Origin of the sequence: Leptothrix discophora, assembly GCF_030705305.1 — a bacterium.
In the GTDB taxonomy this organism is placed as follows: domain Bacteria; phylum Pseudomonadota; class Gammaproteobacteria; order Burkholderiales; family Burkholderiaceae_C; genus Sphaerotilus; species Sphaerotilus discophorus.
The window spans coordinates 127241-144369 of the sequence record NZ_JAUZEE010000004.1 but is presented as its reverse complement, the minus strand read 5'-3'; the positions used below and the strand labels follow the sequence as shown (position 1 = coordinate 144369).

The 17129-nt window shown below is 69.9% G+C and carries 13 protein-coding genes; all 13 read left to right on the top strand.

Features of this window, described 5'->3' with window-relative positions:
* The first annotated feature begins 216 nt into the window (after positions 1–216).
* Positions 217–2496: a glycosyl hydrolase gene (locus tag Q8X39_RS09450; protein ID WP_305749421.1), complete on the top strand. Its 2280-nt coding sequence runs from the start codon at positions 217–219 to the stop codon at positions 2494–2496.
* A 50-nt stretch (positions 2497–2546) separates the two neighbouring features.
* The gene (locus Q8X39_RS09445; protein ID WP_305749420.1) at positions 2547–4244 is read left to right on the top strand and encodes an Ig-like domain-containing protein; all 1698 of its coding nucleotides are present in this window, start codon (positions 2547–2549) and stop codon (positions 4242–4244) included.
* Between the two features lie 338 nt (positions 4245–4582).
* Complete coding sequence (gene badH, locus Q8X39_RS09440) at positions 4583–5353, top strand: 2-hydroxycyclohexanecarboxyl-CoA dehydrogenase (RefSeq protein ID WP_305749419.1); 771 nt, start codon at positions 4583–4585, stop codon at positions 5351–5353.
* A gap of 37 nt (positions 5354–5390) precedes the next feature.
* A complete protein-coding gene (badI, locus tag Q8X39_RS09435) occupies positions 5391–6173 on the top strand; it encodes a 2-ketocyclohexanecarboxyl-CoA hydrolase (protein WP_305749418.1) in 783 nt (260 codons plus the stop codon).
* 83 nt (positions 6174–6256) lie between these two features.
* Complete coding sequence (gene aliB / locus Q8X39_RS09430) at positions 6257–7408, top strand: cyclohexanecarboxyl-CoA dehydrogenase (protein WP_305749417.1); 1152 nt, start codon at positions 6257–6259, stop codon at positions 7406–7408.
* A 94-nt stretch (positions 7409–7502) separates the two neighbouring features.
* The gene (gene aliA, locus Q8X39_RS09425) at positions 7503–9146 is read left to right on the top strand and encodes a cyclohexanecarboxylate-CoA ligase (protein ID WP_305749416.1); all 1644 of its coding nucleotides are present in this window, start codon (positions 7503–7505) and stop codon (positions 9144–9146) included.
* A 41-nt stretch (positions 9147–9187) separates the two neighbouring features.
* Positions 9188–10249, top strand: a complete 1062-nt coding sequence (locus tag Q8X39_RS09420; RefSeq protein WP_305749415.1) for a tripartite tricarboxylate transporter substrate binding protein — start codon at positions 9188–9190, stop codon at positions 10247–10249.
* Positions 10250–10308: 59 nt separating this feature from the next.
* Positions 10309–11076: an enoyl-CoA hydratase gene (locus tag Q8X39_RS09415; protein WP_305749591.1), complete on the top strand. Its 768-nt coding sequence runs from the start codon at positions 10309–10311 to the stop codon at positions 11074–11076.
* A 39-nt stretch (positions 11077–11115) separates the two neighbouring features.
* Entirely contained in the window at positions 11116–12276 is a 1161-nt protein-coding gene (locus Q8X39_RS09410) for an acyl-CoA dehydrogenase family protein (protein WP_305749414.1), read from the top strand.
* Between the two features lie 55 nt (positions 12277–12331).
* Entirely contained in the window at positions 12332–13522 is a 1191-nt protein-coding gene (locus Q8X39_RS09405; protein WP_305749413.1) for an acyl-CoA dehydrogenase, read from the top strand.
* Between the two features lie 92 nt (positions 13523–13614).
* Complete coding sequence (locus tag Q8X39_RS09400) at positions 13615–14187, top strand: TetR/AcrR family transcriptional regulator (RefSeq protein WP_305749412.1); 573 nt, start codon at positions 13615–13617, stop codon at positions 14185–14187.
* 99 nt (positions 14188–14286) lie between these two features.
* Positions 14287–14760: a (2Fe-2S)-binding protein gene (locus tag Q8X39_RS09395; protein WP_305749411.1), complete on the top strand. Its 474-nt coding sequence runs from the start codon at positions 14287–14289 to the stop codon at positions 14758–14760.
* Positions 14761–14773: 13 nt separating this feature from the next.
* Positions 14774–17035 (top strand): xanthine dehydrogenase family protein molybdopterin-binding subunit, encoded by a 2262-nt coding sequence (locus Q8X39_RS09390; RefSeq protein WP_305749410.1) that lies wholly within the window; start codon positions 14774–14776, stop codon positions 17033–17035.
* The last annotated feature ends 94 nt before the right edge of the window (positions 17036–17129 follow it).

Here is a 17129-nt window from a genome sequence, read left to right as displayed (position 1 = left end):
CCGCGGGACGTCAACGTCGGACCGCCCCGTGTTTTCCCGGGTCGCTGGATGCCCCTGTTCATGGGGATCTCCGGGCCAGTGACCGGATGCGATCGGCGGCCTGTCACCGGCCTCGCGGGTCGCGTTCACGAACTCGGGTAAACCTGCCTATGTTCCTTGAAAGCGCTTTCAATATGATCCGGCCGTCGGTCGATGGGACCGGATTCGAGGACGAGCATGCGTGCAATGAACGGTTGGTTCCTGGCCTTGGGCTGGCTCGGTTTCCTGTCGACCGTGGCCTTGCCAGCGGCCCATGGGCAGGCCGTGAAGGTGGGTGCTGCGACCTACTTCCTGGCGCCCAGGGGTGGCGATGCCCGGCCACCTGCCGCTGCGCATCGCACGCCGGACATGCAGCGCCGTGCGGCGCCAACCAACCAGTGGTACTCGGCGCTGGTGTTCAGTGCCACGCCCGAGGTGCTCTACGCCCAGCCGCTGTCGGTCAAGGCCACGCCGGCCGGTCTGGAAATGGCGCTGCCGCTCAAGCAGGTCGTGCCCACCGAACGCCGCGACGTCGAGATCCACTACCCGCATGCCGACCCGCTGCTGCTGGCCCCGGTCGCCTTCGAGCCTGGCCCGGCGCAGCTGGCGCAGGCCAGCGACTGGGCGATCGACATCGGCATGTCGCGCGGCACCGACGAGCTGCGCTACACCGTGGCGCACGGCAGCCCCTTCGTCTCGATGCAGATCGGTCGCGGCGACGTGCGCGTGCGCCTGCCAGCCGGTGCCGAGCGCATCGAGGTGCCCGACGACCCGCGCATCCTGGCCGTCCAGGCCGGCGCCCGTCGCTATGCGCTGTTCGGCCCGACCGGCGTGCGGTGGGAATCCGTCGGTCCGACCGAATGGATCGCCCGCCTGCCAGCGGGCAAGGGCTACCTCGCCGCCGCCGCGCTGCCCGATCGCGAACCGGCCACGCTGGCGCTCTTCGCGCGGCATGCCTATGCCTTCATCACCGACACCCGGGCGAGCTGGCAGGTCGACCTGGCGCAGGGACGCGTGACGACCACCTTCACGCTGACGAGCCGGACGATGGAAGGCCCCGATGCTGGCCCGCTGGTGTCGCTGTACCCGCACCACTGGCATGACAACGCGACGCTGGACGGCCGGCTTGGCCCCGCCTTCAACACCGTGCGCGGCCCGCTCAAACTGCTGGCCGCATCGACCTTCACGACCCGCGCGTCCTACAACGGCTTCGTGCCGTTCTGGCCGGCGGTGACCGACGCGCAGGGCGCAGCCGACCTGCGCGACGTCATGAAGTCCGACCTGCGCAATGCGCGCCGGATGATGCTGGAGATCGGCAACGGCCCGTACTGGCAGGGCAAGGGCCTGCAACGCATCACCAAGCTGCTCGACGTGGCCGAACAGCAGGGCGACGTGGCGGCAAGCGAGCAACTCCTCAAGCTGCTCAAGGGCCGCGTGGAGGACTGGTTCTCGGGCAGCAGCGCCAAGACCTATTTCCACCACGACCGCGCGCTGGGCACGCTGGTGGCCTATCCGGAGGAGTACTTCAGCGTCGTCCAGATGAACGACCACCACTTCCACTACGGCTACTGGATCCGGGCGATGGCCGACATCGCCCTGCGTGACCCGGCCTGGGCTGCCAAGGACCGCTGGGGCGGGATGGTCGACCTGCTGATGGCCGACATCGCCCATCCCGTGCGTGGTCAGGCCGACTTCCCCTATCTGCGCAACTTCGACGTCTACGAGGGCCACTCCTGGGCCTCGGGCATCGGCCTGGGGGCCAGCGGCAACAACCAGGAGTCGTCCTCCGAGGCCGTCAACGCCTGGGCCGCGCTGATCCAGTGGGCCGAGGTGACGGGCGACACCGCGCTGCGCGACCTCGGCATCTACCTCTACGCCAGCGAGGTGCAGGCGATCGAGCACTACTGGTTCGACCTGCATCGCCTCGTGTTCGCACCCGAATACCCGCACGTCGAAGTCAGCATGCTGTTCGGCGCCAAGTACGCGCACAACACCTGGTGGACCGACGAGCCGAGGCAGATCAAGGGCATCAACCTGCTGCCCCTGACCACCGCATCGACCTACATGGGCCGCGACCCGGCCTTCGTCGCGCGCAGTCTCGCCACGCTGCCAAGCGACACGGCGGTCTTCCGCGCCCGCGGCAAGCGGGCCGATCCGCCCGACATCTGGCAGGACATCTTCGCCAAGTACCTCGCGCTGGCCGACCCTGTTGCCGGCCTGAAGGCCTGGGAGCGCTGGGGTTCGGTCGAACTGGGTGACACCCGCAGCCACGCGCTGCACTGGCTGCTGAGCCTGAAGGCGATGGGCCCGCCGGATCTCTCCGTGCATGCCGACACCGCCCTGTATGCCGTCTTCCGGCGCGCCGACGGTCAGCGCACCCACCTTGCCTACAACGCCGGCGCTGCGCCGATCACCGTGCGCTTCACCGACGGCACGTCGCTGCAGGTGCTGCCACGCACCTTGGCCCGCAGCCGATGAAGACGCCTCGCCCCTTTCCTCCGCCGTTCCACCGACTCAGAAAGCTCGCCATGTCCAACCTCGTGCATCCCCGCGTGTCCGCCCTTTCCACCCTGGCCGCCGCCTGCCTGCTTGCCGCCTGCGGCGGCGGCGATGCATCGCCGCCAGCCGGCGCCACCGACACCACGCCGCCGACCGTGGCGATCACCGACAACGTGGCTGCTGCCAGTGCCAGCGGCGACGTGACCTTCACCTTCACCTTCAGCGAGGGCGTGGGCAGCACGTTCAGCGCGAACGACATCAGCGTCGCGGGTGGCACCAAGGGCACCTTCACCGTGGTCAGCCCGACCAGCGCCACCCTGGTCGTCACCCCGACGGCCAACACCGCCGGCACGATCACCGTTGACGTCGCCGCGGGCGCGTTCGCCGACGCGGCAGGCAATGCCGGCACCGTCGCAGCCACGGCATCCCAGGCCTACAACACCGCCAGCGCGGTCGTGTCGGGCAGCACCGGCACCTGCACGGCGGCACCCTGCAACGACTTCGGCAACGCCGCCATCGTCTACGCCGGCTTCGGCGGGGCCAGCGGCTCGCAGGCCGACGACCCGGCCTTGTCCACGAACAAGGTCTTCAAGTTCGTCAAGGCCGCTGGCGCCGAGATCTGGGGCGGCGTCACCGTGTTCTCGAACGGCCAGAACGTGGCCATTCCCACGGCGGACCTGTCGGCCGGAAAGACGGTCACCCTGCGGGTCTACTCGCCCGCTGCCGGCAAGACCATCAAGCTGAAGTTCGAGACCCTGGGCGATCCGACCCGATCGGTCGAGACCGATGTGGTCACCACCCTGGCCAATGCCTGGGAGACCCTGACGTTCAACTTCAGCAACCCGTCCGCTGGCACGGCCGCGTTCAACGCGGCCTACACCTACAACATGGTCAGCGTGTTCGCCGACTACGGCGTGGTGCCGGGCGCGGACGAGACCTTCTACATCGACGAGCTGACGTACACCGCTGCGTCGGGTGGGGCAGGGGGCGGCGTGGGTGGTGGTGTGGGCGGTGGCGGGGCCACCGTGCTGACCTTCTCCAGCGGCTTCGCTGCAGGCGGTCGGACCGTGCAGGGCGGTGCGTTTGGCGGCTACAGCGGCAGCAACCTGGACAACTTCAACTGCGACGGCCAGCCGCAGAACTGCGGCAGCGGCGGCTCGTTCACCGACACCGTCGCGGCTGCCGCGAGCGGCTTCTACTACTACTACCAGACCTCGACCCCGGCGACGGCGCTGTACGCGGGCATCTTCGTGCAGGCACCCGGGCTCACGACCGGTCTGAGCCCGACAGCCGATACGGCGGGCCTGCAACTGGGCAACCAGACGACGATGTCGTTCAAGTTCGGCCAGAACCCCGAGTGGTTCAACAGCGGGGCGACCAACAAGTTCCTGGTCATGCTGACGCTGGGCAAGTTCTACACGGTGGGCAGTGGCCCCTGCAACATCAAGCTGGCCAAGGTCGTGACGCCCACGGCCTCCGCCTCGACCAGCTACACCTTGAACCTGAGCGAGTTCGCGGTGACGCAGAACTGCGCCGTGCCCAACCTGACCGTCGCCGGCGCGCTGGCGCTGTCGCCGGTCTCGCAGATCGACTTCCAGGGCGATGGCGGCGGCTCGGCCATCACCGTCAATGGTGTCGCCTCGGGCGCCAACCTCAGCGTGTCCACGGGCACGCCGGCGGTCTACCCGACCACGCTGGTGGTCGACGGCGGCATCACCTTCCAGTAAGGCGGCTTCAGGGCGACACAGACGCTGCGCCGTCCGCCACTTCCGGCCCTGCAAGTCATCGGCTTGCAGGGCCTTTTTTCGCCTGTCGCTTTCCGCGGGCGATCGTTTCATGGGAAAGATATTGACACAAAGGTGACGGGCATCGCCTCCCGGTGTCGACCTGGTGTCCGGTCGAGTTTCCCTTTCATATAGGGTTTTCGACAGGAAAACATCCGAAGAATCCGCTTGAGACCCTCCCGCTCCTTGTCCTACATTTGCGTCAATGTATTGACGCAATGAGGGCCGAAGACGCCAGCCGTCGACGGCCAGCAGCACAACCTGGGCAACGGAGAGAACCGATGAAGCAGCGATTCGAGAAGCAGACCGTCGTCGTCACCGGCGGGGGTGGGGGCATCGGCGGGGCGACCTGCCGGCGGTTCGGGCGGGAGGGCGCGCGCGTGGCCGTGTTCGACCTCAACCTCGCGGCGGCGCAGGCCGTGGCCGACCAGATCAACGCCGAGGGCGGCGTGGCGCAGGCGTTCCATTGCGACATCGCCAACCGCGCCAGCGTCGACGCCGCCGTGCGGGCGACCGAGGCCGCGCTGGGGCCCATCGACGTGCTGGTGAACAACGCCGGCTGGGACGTCTTCAAGCCCTTCACCAAGACCGAGCCGGCGCAGTGGGACCGCCTGATCGCGATCAACCTGACCGGCGCGCTGCACATGCACCACGCGGTGCTGCCCGGCATGGCCGAGCGCAAGAAGGGCCGCATCGTCAACATCGCTTCCGATGCCGCGCGGGTCGGCTCGTCCGGCGAGGCGGTCTACGCGGCCTGCAAGGGCGGGCTGGTGTCGTTCTCCAAGACCATCGCCCGCGAGCACGCCCGCCACGGCATCACGGTCAACGTGATCTGCCCCGGCCCGACCGACACCGCGCTGCTGGCTGGCGTCGCCGAGGGCGCACCCAACCCCGAGAAGCTGATCGAGGCCTTCACCCGCGCGATCCCGCTGGGCCGGCTCGGCCAGGCCGACGACCTGGCCGGCGCCATCGCCTTCTTCGCCAGCGAGGACGCGGGCTTCATCACCGGCCAGGTGGTGAGCGTCTCCGGCGGCCTGACGATGAACGGCTGAGGCCGCTCGCCCACCCCATTCACCGAAGGAAGACGACATGGCATACGAAGACATCCTCTACGAGGTCCGCAATGGCGTGGCCTGGATCACCATCAACCGGCCGGAGAAGATGAACTCGTTCCGCGGCCAGACCTGCGACGAGCTGATCAAGGCGCTCAATCAGGCCGGCTACGACCGCAGCGTCGGTGCGATCGTGCTGGCCGGTGCCGGTGACCGCGCCTTCTGCACCGGCGGCGACCAGTCGGCCCACAACGGCAACTACGACGGCCGCGGCACCATCGGCCTGCCGATGGAAGAGCTGCACACCGCCATCCGCGACGTGCCCAAGCCGGTCATCGCCCGCGTGCAGGGCTACGCGATCGGCGGCGGCAACGTGCTGTGCACGATCTGCGACCTGACGATCTGTTCGGACAAGGCCATCTTCGGCCAGGTCGGCCCGAAGATGGGCTCGGTCGATCCGGGCTACGGCACCGCCTTCCTGGCCCGCGTCGTGGGCGAGAAGAAGGCCCGCGAGATCTGGTATCTCAACAAGCGCTACTCCGGCGCCGAGGCCGTCGCCATGGGCCTGGCCAACGTCTGCGTGCCGCACGACGAACTTGACGCCGAGGTCCAGAAGTGGGGCGAGGAGATCTGCGAGCGCAGCCCCACCGCCATCGCCATCGCCAAGCGCAGCTTCAACATGGACACCGCGCACCAGAGCGGCATCGCCGGCATGGGCATGTACGCGCTCAAGCTGTACTACGACACCGAGGAATCGCGCGAAGGCGTCAACGCGCTGAAGGAAAAGCGCAAGCCGGACTTCCGCAAGTTCGCCAAGTAAGCCGCGCCGAACGCACGTCTGCACGTCTGCACGCCTGCCTGCCCGCACGCACGCCCGACCTCGCCCCGCCCGGAGCCCTGACGATGAACCCGTACCTCGACGAAGACCTGATCAGCCTGGGCGACCATGCGCGTCGCTACGCCACCGAGCGCATCGCGCCGGGCTTCCTGGAACGCGACCAGACCCGCGTGCTCGACCGCACGCTGATGCGCGAGATGGGCGAGATGGGCTTCATCGCGCCGGAACTGCCCGAGTCCTTCGGCGGCCAGGGCCTGGGCTGCCTGGCCGCCGGCGTGATCCATGAGGAGATCGCGCGGGCCGACCTGAGCATCTCCTACATCAACCTGCTGGCCTCGCTGAATGGCCAGATCCTGGCCCACCACGGCCAGCCCGAGGTGGTGCGGCCGTGGCTCACGCGGCTGACCCAGGGCGACGCGCTGCTGGCCATCGCGCTGACCGAGCCGCGCGGCGGCTCCGATGCCGGCAACCTGCGCCTGCGCATCGAGCGCGACGGCGACCACTACGTGCTCAACGGCGAGAAGACCTCGATCTCGGCGGCCGACCAGGCCGATGCGGCGGTGGTGTTCGGCCGCACCGGCAGCGTCGAGTCGGCCGCGCATGGCGTCACCGCGCTGCTGGTGCCGATGGACCTGCCCGGCGTGACCCGCAACCGCTTCGACTGCCACGGCCAGCGCGCCATCGGCCGCGGCTCGCTGTTCTTCGAGAACGTGCGCGTGCCGGTCGATCACCGGCTGGGCGCGGAGAACAAGGGCTTCGTGCAGGTCATGCAGGGCTTCGACTTCTCGCGTGCGCTGATCGGCCTGCAGGTGCTGGCCGTGGCCCGCATCTCGCTGGAGGAGACCTGGGCCTACGTGGCCGAGCGCCAGGCCTTCGGCAAGCCGCTGTCGGCCTTCCAGGGCGTCTCGCATCCGCTGGCCGACTTCGACACCCAGGTCGAGGCCGCGCGGCTGCTGTGCCTGCAGGCGCTGTGGCTGAAGGACCAGGGCGCGCCGCACAGCGCCGAGGCGGCGATGTGCAAGTGGTGGGCGCCCAAGCTGGCCTACGACGTGGTGCACCAGTGCCTGCTGAGCTTCGGCCACGGCGGCTACGACCGCGGCCTGCTGGAGCAGCGCCTGCGCGACGTGCTGGGCTTCCAGATCGGCGACGGCACCGCGCAGATCATGAAAACGATCATCGCCCGCACGCGGGCCGGCCGCAGCGCCGTGCCGGCCTGAACCGGCAGGGACCGCACGACGCCCGTCCCGCCCCGTCCCGATCCAGACACCGACAAGCCGGACACCGATGCCGGCACACACCAGGAGACATGCCATGGAATTCGACGCCGTCCTGCTGCCGCCCCGCCGTGCCGAGAGCCTTGCCAAGGGCTGGTGGCATGACCGCACGATCAACGACGACCTCGATGCCTGCGTCCAGACCTGCCCGGACAAGGTCGCGCTGACCGCCGTGCGGGTCGAGTCCGGCGAGGTCCGCCGCCTCACCTACCGCGAGCTGGCGGCGCTGGCCGACCGCGTCGCGGTGGGCCTGTCGCGGCTGGGCGTGGGCCGCGACGACGTGGTCTCGCTGCAGCTGCCCAATGGCTGGCAGTTCACGGTGCTGTACCTGGCGTGCTCGCGCATCGGCGCGGTGGTCAACCCGTTGATGCACATCTTCCGCGAGCGCGAGCTGTCCTTCATGCTGGCGCATGGCCAGGCCAAGCTGCTGATCGTGCCCAAGGTGTTCCGCGGCTTCGACCACGAGGCCATGGCGCGTGGGCTGAAGGGCACGCTGCCGCACCTGCAGCGCATCGTCGTGGTCGGCGGTGGCGGCGAGGACGACTTCGACGCGCTGCTGACCACGCCGGCCTGGGAACGCGAGCCCGATGCGGCGGAGATCCTGAGCCGCCACCGGCCCGGTCCGGACGACATCACCCAGCTGATCTACACCTCCGGCACGACCGGCGAGCCCAAGGGCGTGATGCACTCGGCCAACACGGTGATGGCCAACATCGTGGCCTATGCGCAGCGGCTGGCGCTGGGGCCGGACGACGTCGTGCTGATGGCCTCGCCGATGGCCCACCAGACCGGCTTCATGTACGGCCTGATGATGCCCATCATGCTGCGCGCCAGCGCCGTGCTGCAGGACCTGTGGGAGCCGAAGAAGGCGATCGAGCTGATCCGCGCCGAGGCCGTCAGCTTCACGATGGCGTCGACGCCCTTCCTGACCGACCTGACCCGCCACGTGCAGGACAGCGGCCTGGCGGTGCCGACGCTGCGCACCTTCCTGTGCGCCGGTGCGCCCATCCCCGGTCCGCTGGTCGAGCAGGCCCGCAGCGAGCTCGGCAGCAAGATCGTGTCGGCCTGGGGCATGACCGAGAACGGCGCCGTCACGCTGATCCGGCTCGACGACGACGACCAGCGCGCCTTCACCACCGACGGCTGCCCGCTGCCCGGCGTCGAGCTGAAGGTGGTCGACTTCGACGGCCGCGAGCTGCCCGCCGGCCAGGACGGCCGGCTGCTGGTGCGGGCCTGCTCGAACTTCGGCGGCTACCTGCACCGGCCGCAGTGGAACAACATCGATGCCGACGGCTGGTTCGACACCGGCGACCTCGCGCGCCTCGATGCCCACGGCTATGTGCGCATCAGCGGTCGCAGCAAGGACGTGATCATCCGCGGCGGCGAGAACATCCCCGTCTTCGAGATCGAGGTGCTGCTGTACCGCCACCCGGCGGTCGCGCAGGTGGCCATCGTGGCCTACCCCGACGAGCGGCTCGGCGAGCGAGCCTGCGCCATCGTCGTGCCCAAGGCGGGCCAGAGCCTCGACCTGGCCGGCATGGTCGAGTTCCTCCAGTCCCAGAAGGTGGCGCTGCAGTACATCCCCGAGCGCCTGATCGTGCGCGAGGCGATGCCGGCCACGCCGTCCGGAAAGATCCAGAAATTCAAGCTGCGCGAGATGCTGCGCGACGGCCTGCTCTGACCCATCCCCGCTGCACCCGACACCCCCCTGGAGACACGACCATGAAGCAGATCCATCCCACGTCCCTGGTGCGCCGCACCGTCCTGGCCGCCGCCTGTTGCGGCCTGCTGGCCGCCGGCGGCATCGCGCAGGCCCAGAGCGCTTCTGGCGCTTCCGGCGCATCCGGCGCTTCTGGCCTTTCGGGCGCTACTGGCGCTACTGGCGCTGCCGCCTGGCCGACCAAGTCCATCCGCGTGGTCGTCGGCTTCGCGCCGGGCGGCTCGACCGATGTCATGGCCCGCGTCATCGCGCAGGGCCTGACCGAGGCGCTGGGCCAGACCGTCATCGTCGAGAACAAGCCCGGTGCCAGCGGCAACCTGGCCGCCGGCGAGGTCATCAAGGCCGCGCCGGACGGCTACACCGTGCTGGTCGCGCCAACCTCGGTCGAGACGGCCAACCCGTCGCTGTTCAAGTCGACCCTGCTGCCCTCGCGTGACCTGACGCCGCTGATGAGCATCGGCCGCACGCAGATGTACGTCATCACGCGGCCTGGCCTGGAGGTCAAGGACGTGCGCCAGCTCATCGCGATGGCCAAGGCCAACCCAGGCAAGCTGAACTTCGCCTCGGCCGGCACCGGCACGCCGCCGCACCTGGCCGGCGAGCTGTTCAAGCAGAGCACGGGCACCTTCATCACCCACGTGCCCTACCGCGGTGCCGCGCCGGCCCTGCAGGACGTCATGGCCAGCCAGGCCGACCTGGCCTTCGACCCGGGCATCGCCTTCCCGCACATCAAGTCCGGCAAGGTCAAGCTGCTGGCCGTGGCCAGTGACAAGAAGTCGCCCTTCTTCCCGGACGTGCCGACCTATGCGGACCTGGGCATCCAGGATGCCGGCCTGGACATCTGGTTCGGCGTCTGGCTGCCCAACAACACGCCGGCCGAGGTCAGCACGCGCCTGGGCCGGGAGCTGTCCAAGGTGCTGGCCAGCGCGTCGCTCAAGCAGCGCTTCGCCGACCTTGGTGCCGAGCCGATCGCGCTCGACCAGGCCGAGTTCCGCAAGCTGCTGGTGCAGGAAGGCAAGGTCCTGTCCACGCTGATCCGCGATCGCAAGATCGTCGTCGAATGAGCCGCGCGCCGCAGACGCCCCTGTCGAGCGAGAACGACGGGTCCGCCTCGGCTGCCGGGATGCCCGTGCTGACCGAGGTCATCGGCCGCGTCGGCCTCATCACGCTGAACCGGCCGCAGCAGCTCAACGCGCTCAACGACGCGCTGATGGACGCGCTCGGCGCGGCCCTGCTGGCCTTCGATGCGGACGCGGCGATCGGCGCCATCGTCATCACCGGTGGCGAGCGCGCCTTCGCGGCCGGTGCCGACATCGCGGTCATGGCGACGTGGACCTACATGGACGTCTTCAGCAGCGAGTTCATCACGCGCAACTGGGAGACCATCCGGCGCGTGCGCAAGCCGGTCATCGCCGCCGTCGCCGGCTACGCGATGGGCGGTGGCTGCGAGCTGGCGCTGGCCTGCGACATCGTGGTGGCCGCACGCAGCGCCCGGTTCGCGCTGCCCGAGGTCAAGCTCGCAATGCTGCCGGGCGCCGGTGGCACGCAGCGCCTGCCGCGTGCCATCGGCAAGGCCAAGGCGATGGACATGTGCCTGTCGGCGCGCACGCTCGATGCCGACGAGGCCGATCGCTACGGCCTGGTCTCGCGGGTGGTGCCCGACGAGCGCCTGCGCGAGGACACGCTGGCGCTGGCCACGCAGATCGCCGGCTACTCGCTGCCGGCGCTCATGGCGATCAAGGAATCGGTCAACCGGGCCCACGAGTCCTCGCTCGGCGAGGGCATCTGGTTCGAGCGCCGCCAGCTGCATGCCCGCTTCGCCAGCGAGGACGCGCACGAGGGCATGCAGGCCTTCCTCGACAAGCGCAAGCCGGTGTTCCGGCACCGTTGAATCGCCACGGCTGAAACGCCCCCCACACGAGAACCCTTCATGGCCATCGACCCCGAATCCTTCGAGCTGCTGCTGTCCACCGTCCAGCGTTTCGTGCGCGAGCAGCTGGTGCCGGCCGAGAACCACCTGGAAGAGCACGACGAGGTGCCGCCCGCGCTGGTCGAGGCGATGAAGGCGATGGGCCTGTTCGGCCTGACCGTGCCGGACGACTACGGCGGCATCGGCCTGTCGGTCAGCCAGGAGGTGCAGGTCAACTTCGAGCTGGGCCGCACCGCGCCGGCCTTCCGCTCGGTCTTCGGCACCAACATCGGCATCGGCTCGCAGGGCATCCTGATGGACGGCACGCCCGAGCAGAAGGCCGAGATCCTGCCGCGCGTGGCCAGCGGCGAGCTGGTCATGTCCTTCGCGCTGACCGAGCCGGATGCGGGCTCGGACGCGGCCTCGTTGAAGACCCGCGCCGAGGCCGACGGCGACCACTACATCCTCAACGGCACCAAGCGCTACATCACCAACGCGCCGCGTGCCGGTGCCTTCACGCTGATGGCGCGCACCGGCGGGCCCGGCGCGGCCGGCGTGTCGGCCTTCATCGTGCCGGCCGACTTGCCGGGCATCACGCTGGGCAAGCCCGACCGGAAGATGGGCCAGCGTGGCACCAAGACCTGCGACGTGATCCTGGAGAACGTGCGCGTGCCGGCGGCCAACATCATCGGCGGCGTGCCGGGGCAGGGCTTCAAGACGGCGATGAAGGTGCTCGACCGCGGGCGCCTGAACATCGCGGCGGTGGCCTGCGGCATGGCCCGGCGCGTCATCGACGAATCGACCCGCTATGCCCGCGAACGCCGCCAGTTCGGCAAGGCGCTCGGCGAGTTCCAGCTCATCCAGGCCATGCTGGCCGACAGCCAGGCCGAGCTGATGGCCGGCTGGGCGCTGATCCGCGAGGTGGCCGAACGCTTCGACCGCAAGCCGGCGCACGTGTCCGATCCGGACGTGTCGATGCGGGTCTCCTGCGCCAAGCTGTTCTGCACCGAGATGGCCGGCCGCGTGGCCGATCGCGGCGTGCAGATCCACGGCGGCGCGGGCTACATCAACGACTACCCGGTCGAGCGCATCTACCGCGACGTGCGCCTGCTGCGCCTGTATGAGGGCACCTCGCAGATCCAGCAGATCATCGTCGGCCGGGCGCTGATGAACCGCGACTGAGACCCCGCCGCCCTCGCCGCATCCCCCTCAAGTCCTTTCCAGCCAGGAGTTCCCCATGACCTCGAAACCCGCTCGCGCCAGCTTCCAGTGGGACGACCCGCTGCTGCTCGACCTGCAGCTCGGCGACGACGAGCGCGCCGTGCGTGACGCCGCCCGCGCCTACAGCCAGGAGCGCCTGCTGCCGCGCGTGCTGGAGGCCTTCCGCCACGAGACCACCGACGCGACCATCTTCCGCGAGATGGGCGAGCTGGGCCTGCTCGGATCGACCATCCCCGAAGCCTATGGTGGTGCCGGCCTGAACTACGTCTGCTACGGCCTGGTGGCGCGCGAGGTCGAGCGGGTCGACTCCGGCTACCGATCGATGATGAGCGTGCAGTCCTCGCTGGTGATGGTGCCGATCCACGAGTTCGGCAACGAGGCGACGAAGCAGAAGTACCTGCCCCGGCTCGCGTCCGGCGAGTGGATCGGCTGCTTCGGCCTGACCGAGCCGAACCACGGCTCCGACCCCGGCAGCATGATCACGCGGGCCCGCAAGGTGCCGGGCGGCTACCGCCTGACGGGCGCCAAGATGTGGATCACCAACAGCCCGATCGCCGATGTCTTCGTGGTCTGGGCCAAGGACGACGAGGGTGCGATCCGCGGCTTCGTGCTCGACAAGGGTGCCCAGGGCCTGAGCGCCCCGGCCATCCACGGCAAGGTCGGCCTGCGCGCGAGCATCACCGGCGAGATCGTCATGGACGAGGTCTTCTGCCCGGAGGAAAACGCCTTCCCCGAGGTGCGCGGCCTGAAGGGTCCGTTCACCTGCCTCAACAGCGCCCGCTACGGCATCGCCTGGGGCGCGCTCGGCGCGGCCGAGGACTGCTTCCAGCGCGCCCGCCAGTACGTGCTGGACCGCCGCCAGTTCGGCCGCCCGCTGGCCGCCAACCAGCTGATCCAGAAGAAGCTGGCCGACATGCTGACCGACATCTCGCTGGGCCTGCAGGGCTGCCTGCAGCTCGGCCGCATGAAGGACGCCGGCACGGCGGCGGTCGAGGTCACCTCGATCATGAAGCGCAACAGCTGCGGCAAGGCCCTGGACATCGCCCGCCTGGCGCGCGACATGATGGGCGGCAACGGCATCAGCGACGAGTTCGGCGTCGCCCGCCACCTGGTCAACCTCGAGGTCGTCAACACCTACGAGGGCACGCACGACGTGCACGCGCTGATCCTCGGTCGCGCCATCACCGGCATCGCGGCCTTCTCCTGAACCGCCGTCATCCGCACACCGGCCCCCGGGAGGGCGCCGGGGCCGGGTGAGCCCGGGTTTTGGATGAACGAACGTTCGGCTACGATCGGGTCGTGAAACCCAAGGACGAAGAGAAGCTCAAGGCCATCGCCCAGGCCACGCTCGACCTGGTCGAGCAGGCCGGACTGAGCGGCCTGACCATGCCGGCCATCGCCCGCCGCGCCGGCGTGGCCACCGGCACGCTCTACGTCTACTACGCCAGCAAGGACGAGCTGCTGACGGCCCTCTATGAGCAGGCCAAGACGGCGCTGACCGCGCGCGTGCTGCAGGGCGTCGACCCGGCCGCACCGTTCCGGACCCGCTTCCAGCAGATGTGGCGCAGCCTGCTGGACAACCGCCTGCAGCACGCGGCGGAGATGGTCTTCATGGAGCAGTACAGCAACTCGCCCTGGTTCAGCGAATCGAGCCGGGCGCTGTCGGCCCGTCTGATGACCGACTTCACCGCGCCGATCGAGGCCGCCAAGGCCCAGCAGATCCTCAAGGACCTGCCCACGCCGATGCTGGTCAATGCCATGGCCGGATCGGTGCGCGACACCGCCGCGCTGCTGCGCAGCGGCGCGATCGAGGCCAGCGAGGCCCACCTCGCCATGGCCTTCGGCGTGTTCTGGGACGGCGTGAAGGCCTGAACCCATGCCCCTGCACGCGCCAAGGTCTGTCCGTTGACCGAACATCGATTCGCCCAAAATGACCCGCATCCCTTCCGACGCCCCCAAGGAGACCCACCCATGAGCAGCCTGCACGTCAACGGCACCGAGCGCCAGGTCGACATCGACCCCGGCACGCCCATCCTCTGGGCCCTGCGCGACACGCTCGGCCTGACCGGCACCAAGTTCGGTTGCGGCGCGGCCCAGTGCGGTGCCTGCACCGTCCACCTGGACGGCGAGGCGATCCGCTCCTGCGTCACGCCGATCGCGGCGGCGCAGGGCCGCAAGGTCACCACCATCGAGGCCGTCACGGCCGGCCAGGACAAGGTCGGCGCCGCCGTGCACGCGGCCTGGGTCAAGCACGACGTGGCCCAGTGCGGCTACTGCCAGAGCGGCCAGATCATGAGCGCGACCGCCTTCCTGAAGTCGCTGCCGCGCGGCCGCCAGCCCAGCGCCGCCCAGATCGACGCGGCCATGGCGGGCAACATCTGCCGCTGTGGCACCTACGCCCGCATCCGTGCGGCCATCACCGATGCCGCCCAGTCGCTGGCCTGAAGGAGCGCACACCATGCACGTCGAACACGATTCCCTGCCCATCGACGCCCTGCCGCAGGCGCTGCAGGCGCTGGTCCGTCGCCATGCCCCGGATGACACGCCGGCCGCCACCGGCCTCGCGCGCCGCAGCTTCCTGAAGCTGGGTGTCGCCGGTGGCCTGACGCTCGGTGCCTTCCCGCTGGCCGTGTCGGCCCAGCAGGCAGCCCAGCCGGCCGGCCTCAAGCCGACCCAGCTGCCGTCGGCCTTCCTGCGCATCGAGACCGACGGCCGCGTCATCGTCACGATCAACCGGCTCGACTTCGGCCAGGGCGTGCACACCGCGCTGCCGATGATCCTGGCCGAGGAACTCGACGCCGACTGGTCGCGCGTCAGCGCGGTCCACGGCAGCAACGACCCGGCCTACGTCGACCCGATCTTCGGCATCCACATCACCGGCGGCTCGGGCTCGATGAACCGCTCGTATGCCCAGTACCGCGAACTCGGCGCACGGGCCCGCGCGATGCTGCTGGCCGCCGCCGCGCAGCGCTGGAAGGTGGACGCGGCGACGTTGCGCACCGAGCGCGGCCAGGTCATCGGCCCGGCCGGCCAGCGCGCCGGCTACGGCGAACTGGCCGAGGCCGCCGCCGCGCTGCCGGTGCCGCAGCAGGTCACGCTGAAGGACCCGAAGACCTTCCGCCTGATCGGCCAGCCGACCACCCGCCTGGACGCCCGCGACAAGGCCAGCGGCCAGCAGGACTACGGCATCGACGTGCGTCTGCCCGGCATGCTGACGGCCGTGGTCGCCCACCCGCCGGTGTTCGGCGGCCGGCTCAAGGCGCTGGACGACAAGGCCGCCAAGGCCATCGCCGGCGTCAAGGCCGTGCTGCGCGTGCCGACCGACCGCGGCGGCGAGGGCGTCGTCGTCATCGCCGACGGCTACTGGCCGGCGCGCCAGGGCCGCGACGCGCTGAAGCTGGACTGGGACCTGTCGGGCGTCGAGAAGGTCGACAGCGCCCGCCAGTTGGTGCAGTACCGCGAGCTGGCCAGCCAGCCCGGCCCGCGCAAGTACGACGCCGACGTGTCGGCGCTGGCGAGCGCGCCGCACCAGATCCGCGCCGAGTTCCAGTTCCCCTACCTCGCGCACGCGCCGATGGAGCCGCTGAACTGCACCGTCGCGATCAGCCCGGCCGGTGACGCGGTCGAGCTGTGGCTGGGCTCGCAGATGCCCGGCCTGGACGGCATGGCCGCGGCCAAGGTGCTGGGCGTCGCGCCCGACAAGGTCCGCGTCCACGTGCAGATGGCCGGTGGCGGCTTCGGCCGCCGCGCCGTGCCGAGCAGCGACTACATCGTCGAGGCCTGCGGCGTGGCCAAGGCCGCCCGCGCGGCCGGCCTGAACGTGCCGGTGCGCATGGTCTGGAGCCGCGAGGACGACATCCGCGGCGGCTACTACCGGCCGATGCACCTGCACACCGCCCGGATCGGCTTCGACGAGAAGGGCCGCATCACCGCCTGGGACCACGTCATCGTCGGCCAGTCCATCCTGGCCGGCTCGCCCTTCGAGTCCTTCATGGTCAAGGGCGGCATCGACGAGACCGCCGTCGAGGGCATGAAGGAGCCCTACGCCATCCCGATGCGCCTGACCGTGCACCACCCCAAGGTCAACGTGCCGGTGCTGTGGTGGCGCAGCGTGGGCAGCACCCACACGGCCTTCGTGATGGAAACGCTGGTCGACGAGATCGCCCGCACGACGAAGCAGGACCCGGTCGCCTACCGGCTGGCGCTGATGGGCGACGGACACCCGCGCCACAAGGCCGCCCTGCAGCTGGCGGTCGAGAAGTCGGGCTACGGCCAGCGCCAGCTGCCGGCCGGCCGGGCCTGGGGCGTGGCGGTGCACGAGTCCTTCCAGTCGGTCGTGGCCTATGTGGTCGAGGCTTCGATCGAGCAGGGCCAGCCGGTCCTGCACCGCGTCACGGCCGGCGTGCACTGCAACCTCGTCGTCAACCCGCGTTCGCTGGAGGCGCAGGTGCAGGGCGGGGCGCTGATGGGCCTGGGCATGTGCCTGCCCGGCGCGGCGATCACGCTCAAGGACGGCGTGGTCGAGCAGGGCAACTTCGGCGACTACGTCGTGCCGCGCATGCCGCAGATGCCCGAGTTCGCCGTTCACGTCGTGCCCAGCGCCGAGCCGCCGACCGGCATGGGCGAACCCGGCCTGCCCCCGCTCGCGCCGGCCTGGGCCAACGCGCTCGCCCGCCTGAGCGGCCAGCCGATCCGCAGCCTGCCGTTCCAGCAGGCCTGAGGACGGAACCTGGCGCGGTCCCGACACAGGGTCCGCGCCAGGCCGTGGGCATCGCGCTTGACCACGCGCACACCCACACCCACCGCCCACCGCC

Coding starts and splice junctions, on each gene's coding strand:
- badH (WP_305749419.1), top strand. CDS start 4,583: ATGAAGCAGCGATTCGAGAAGCAGACCGTCGTCGTCACCGGCGGGGGT.
- Q8X39_RS09450 (WP_305749421.1), top strand. CDS start 217: ATGCGTGCAATGAACGGTTGGTTCCTGGCCTTGGGCTGGCTCGGTTTC.
- Q8X39_RS09390 (WP_305749410.1), top strand. CDS start 14,774: ATGCACGTCGAACACGATTCCCTGCCCATCGACGCCCTGCCGCAGGCG.
- aliA (WP_305749416.1), top strand. CDS start 7,503: ATGGAATTCGACGCCGTCCTGCTGCCGCCCCGCCGTGCCGAGAGCCTT.
- Q8X39_RS09420 (WP_305749415.1), top strand. CDS start 9,188: ATGAAGCAGATCCATCCCACGTCCCTGGTGCGCCGCACCGTCCTGGCC.
- Q8X39_RS09395 (WP_305749411.1), top strand. CDS start 14,287: ATGAGCAGCCTGCACGTCAACGGCACCGAGCGCCAGGTCGACATCGAC.
- Q8X39_RS09405 (WP_305749413.1), top strand. CDS start 12,332: ATGACCTCGAAACCCGCTCGCGCCAGCTTCCAGTGGGACGACCCGCTG.
- badI (WP_305749418.1), top strand. CDS start 5,391: ATGGCATACGAAGACATCCTCTACGAGGTCCGCAATGGCGTGGCCTGG.
- Q8X39_RS09410 (WP_305749414.1), top strand. CDS start 11,116: ATGGCCATCGACCCCGAATCCTTCGAGCTGCTGCTGTCCACCGTCCAG.
- Q8X39_RS09445 (WP_305749420.1), top strand. CDS start 2,547: ATGTCCAACCTCGTGCATCCCCGCGTGTCCGCCCTTTCCACCCTGGCC.
- Q8X39_RS09415 (WP_305749591.1), top strand. CDS start 10,309: ATGCCCGTGCTGACCGAGGTCATCGGCCGCGTCGGCCTCATCACGCTG.
- aliB (WP_305749417.1), top strand. CDS start 6,257: ATGAACCCGTACCTCGACGAAGACCTGATCAGCCTGGGCGACCATGCG.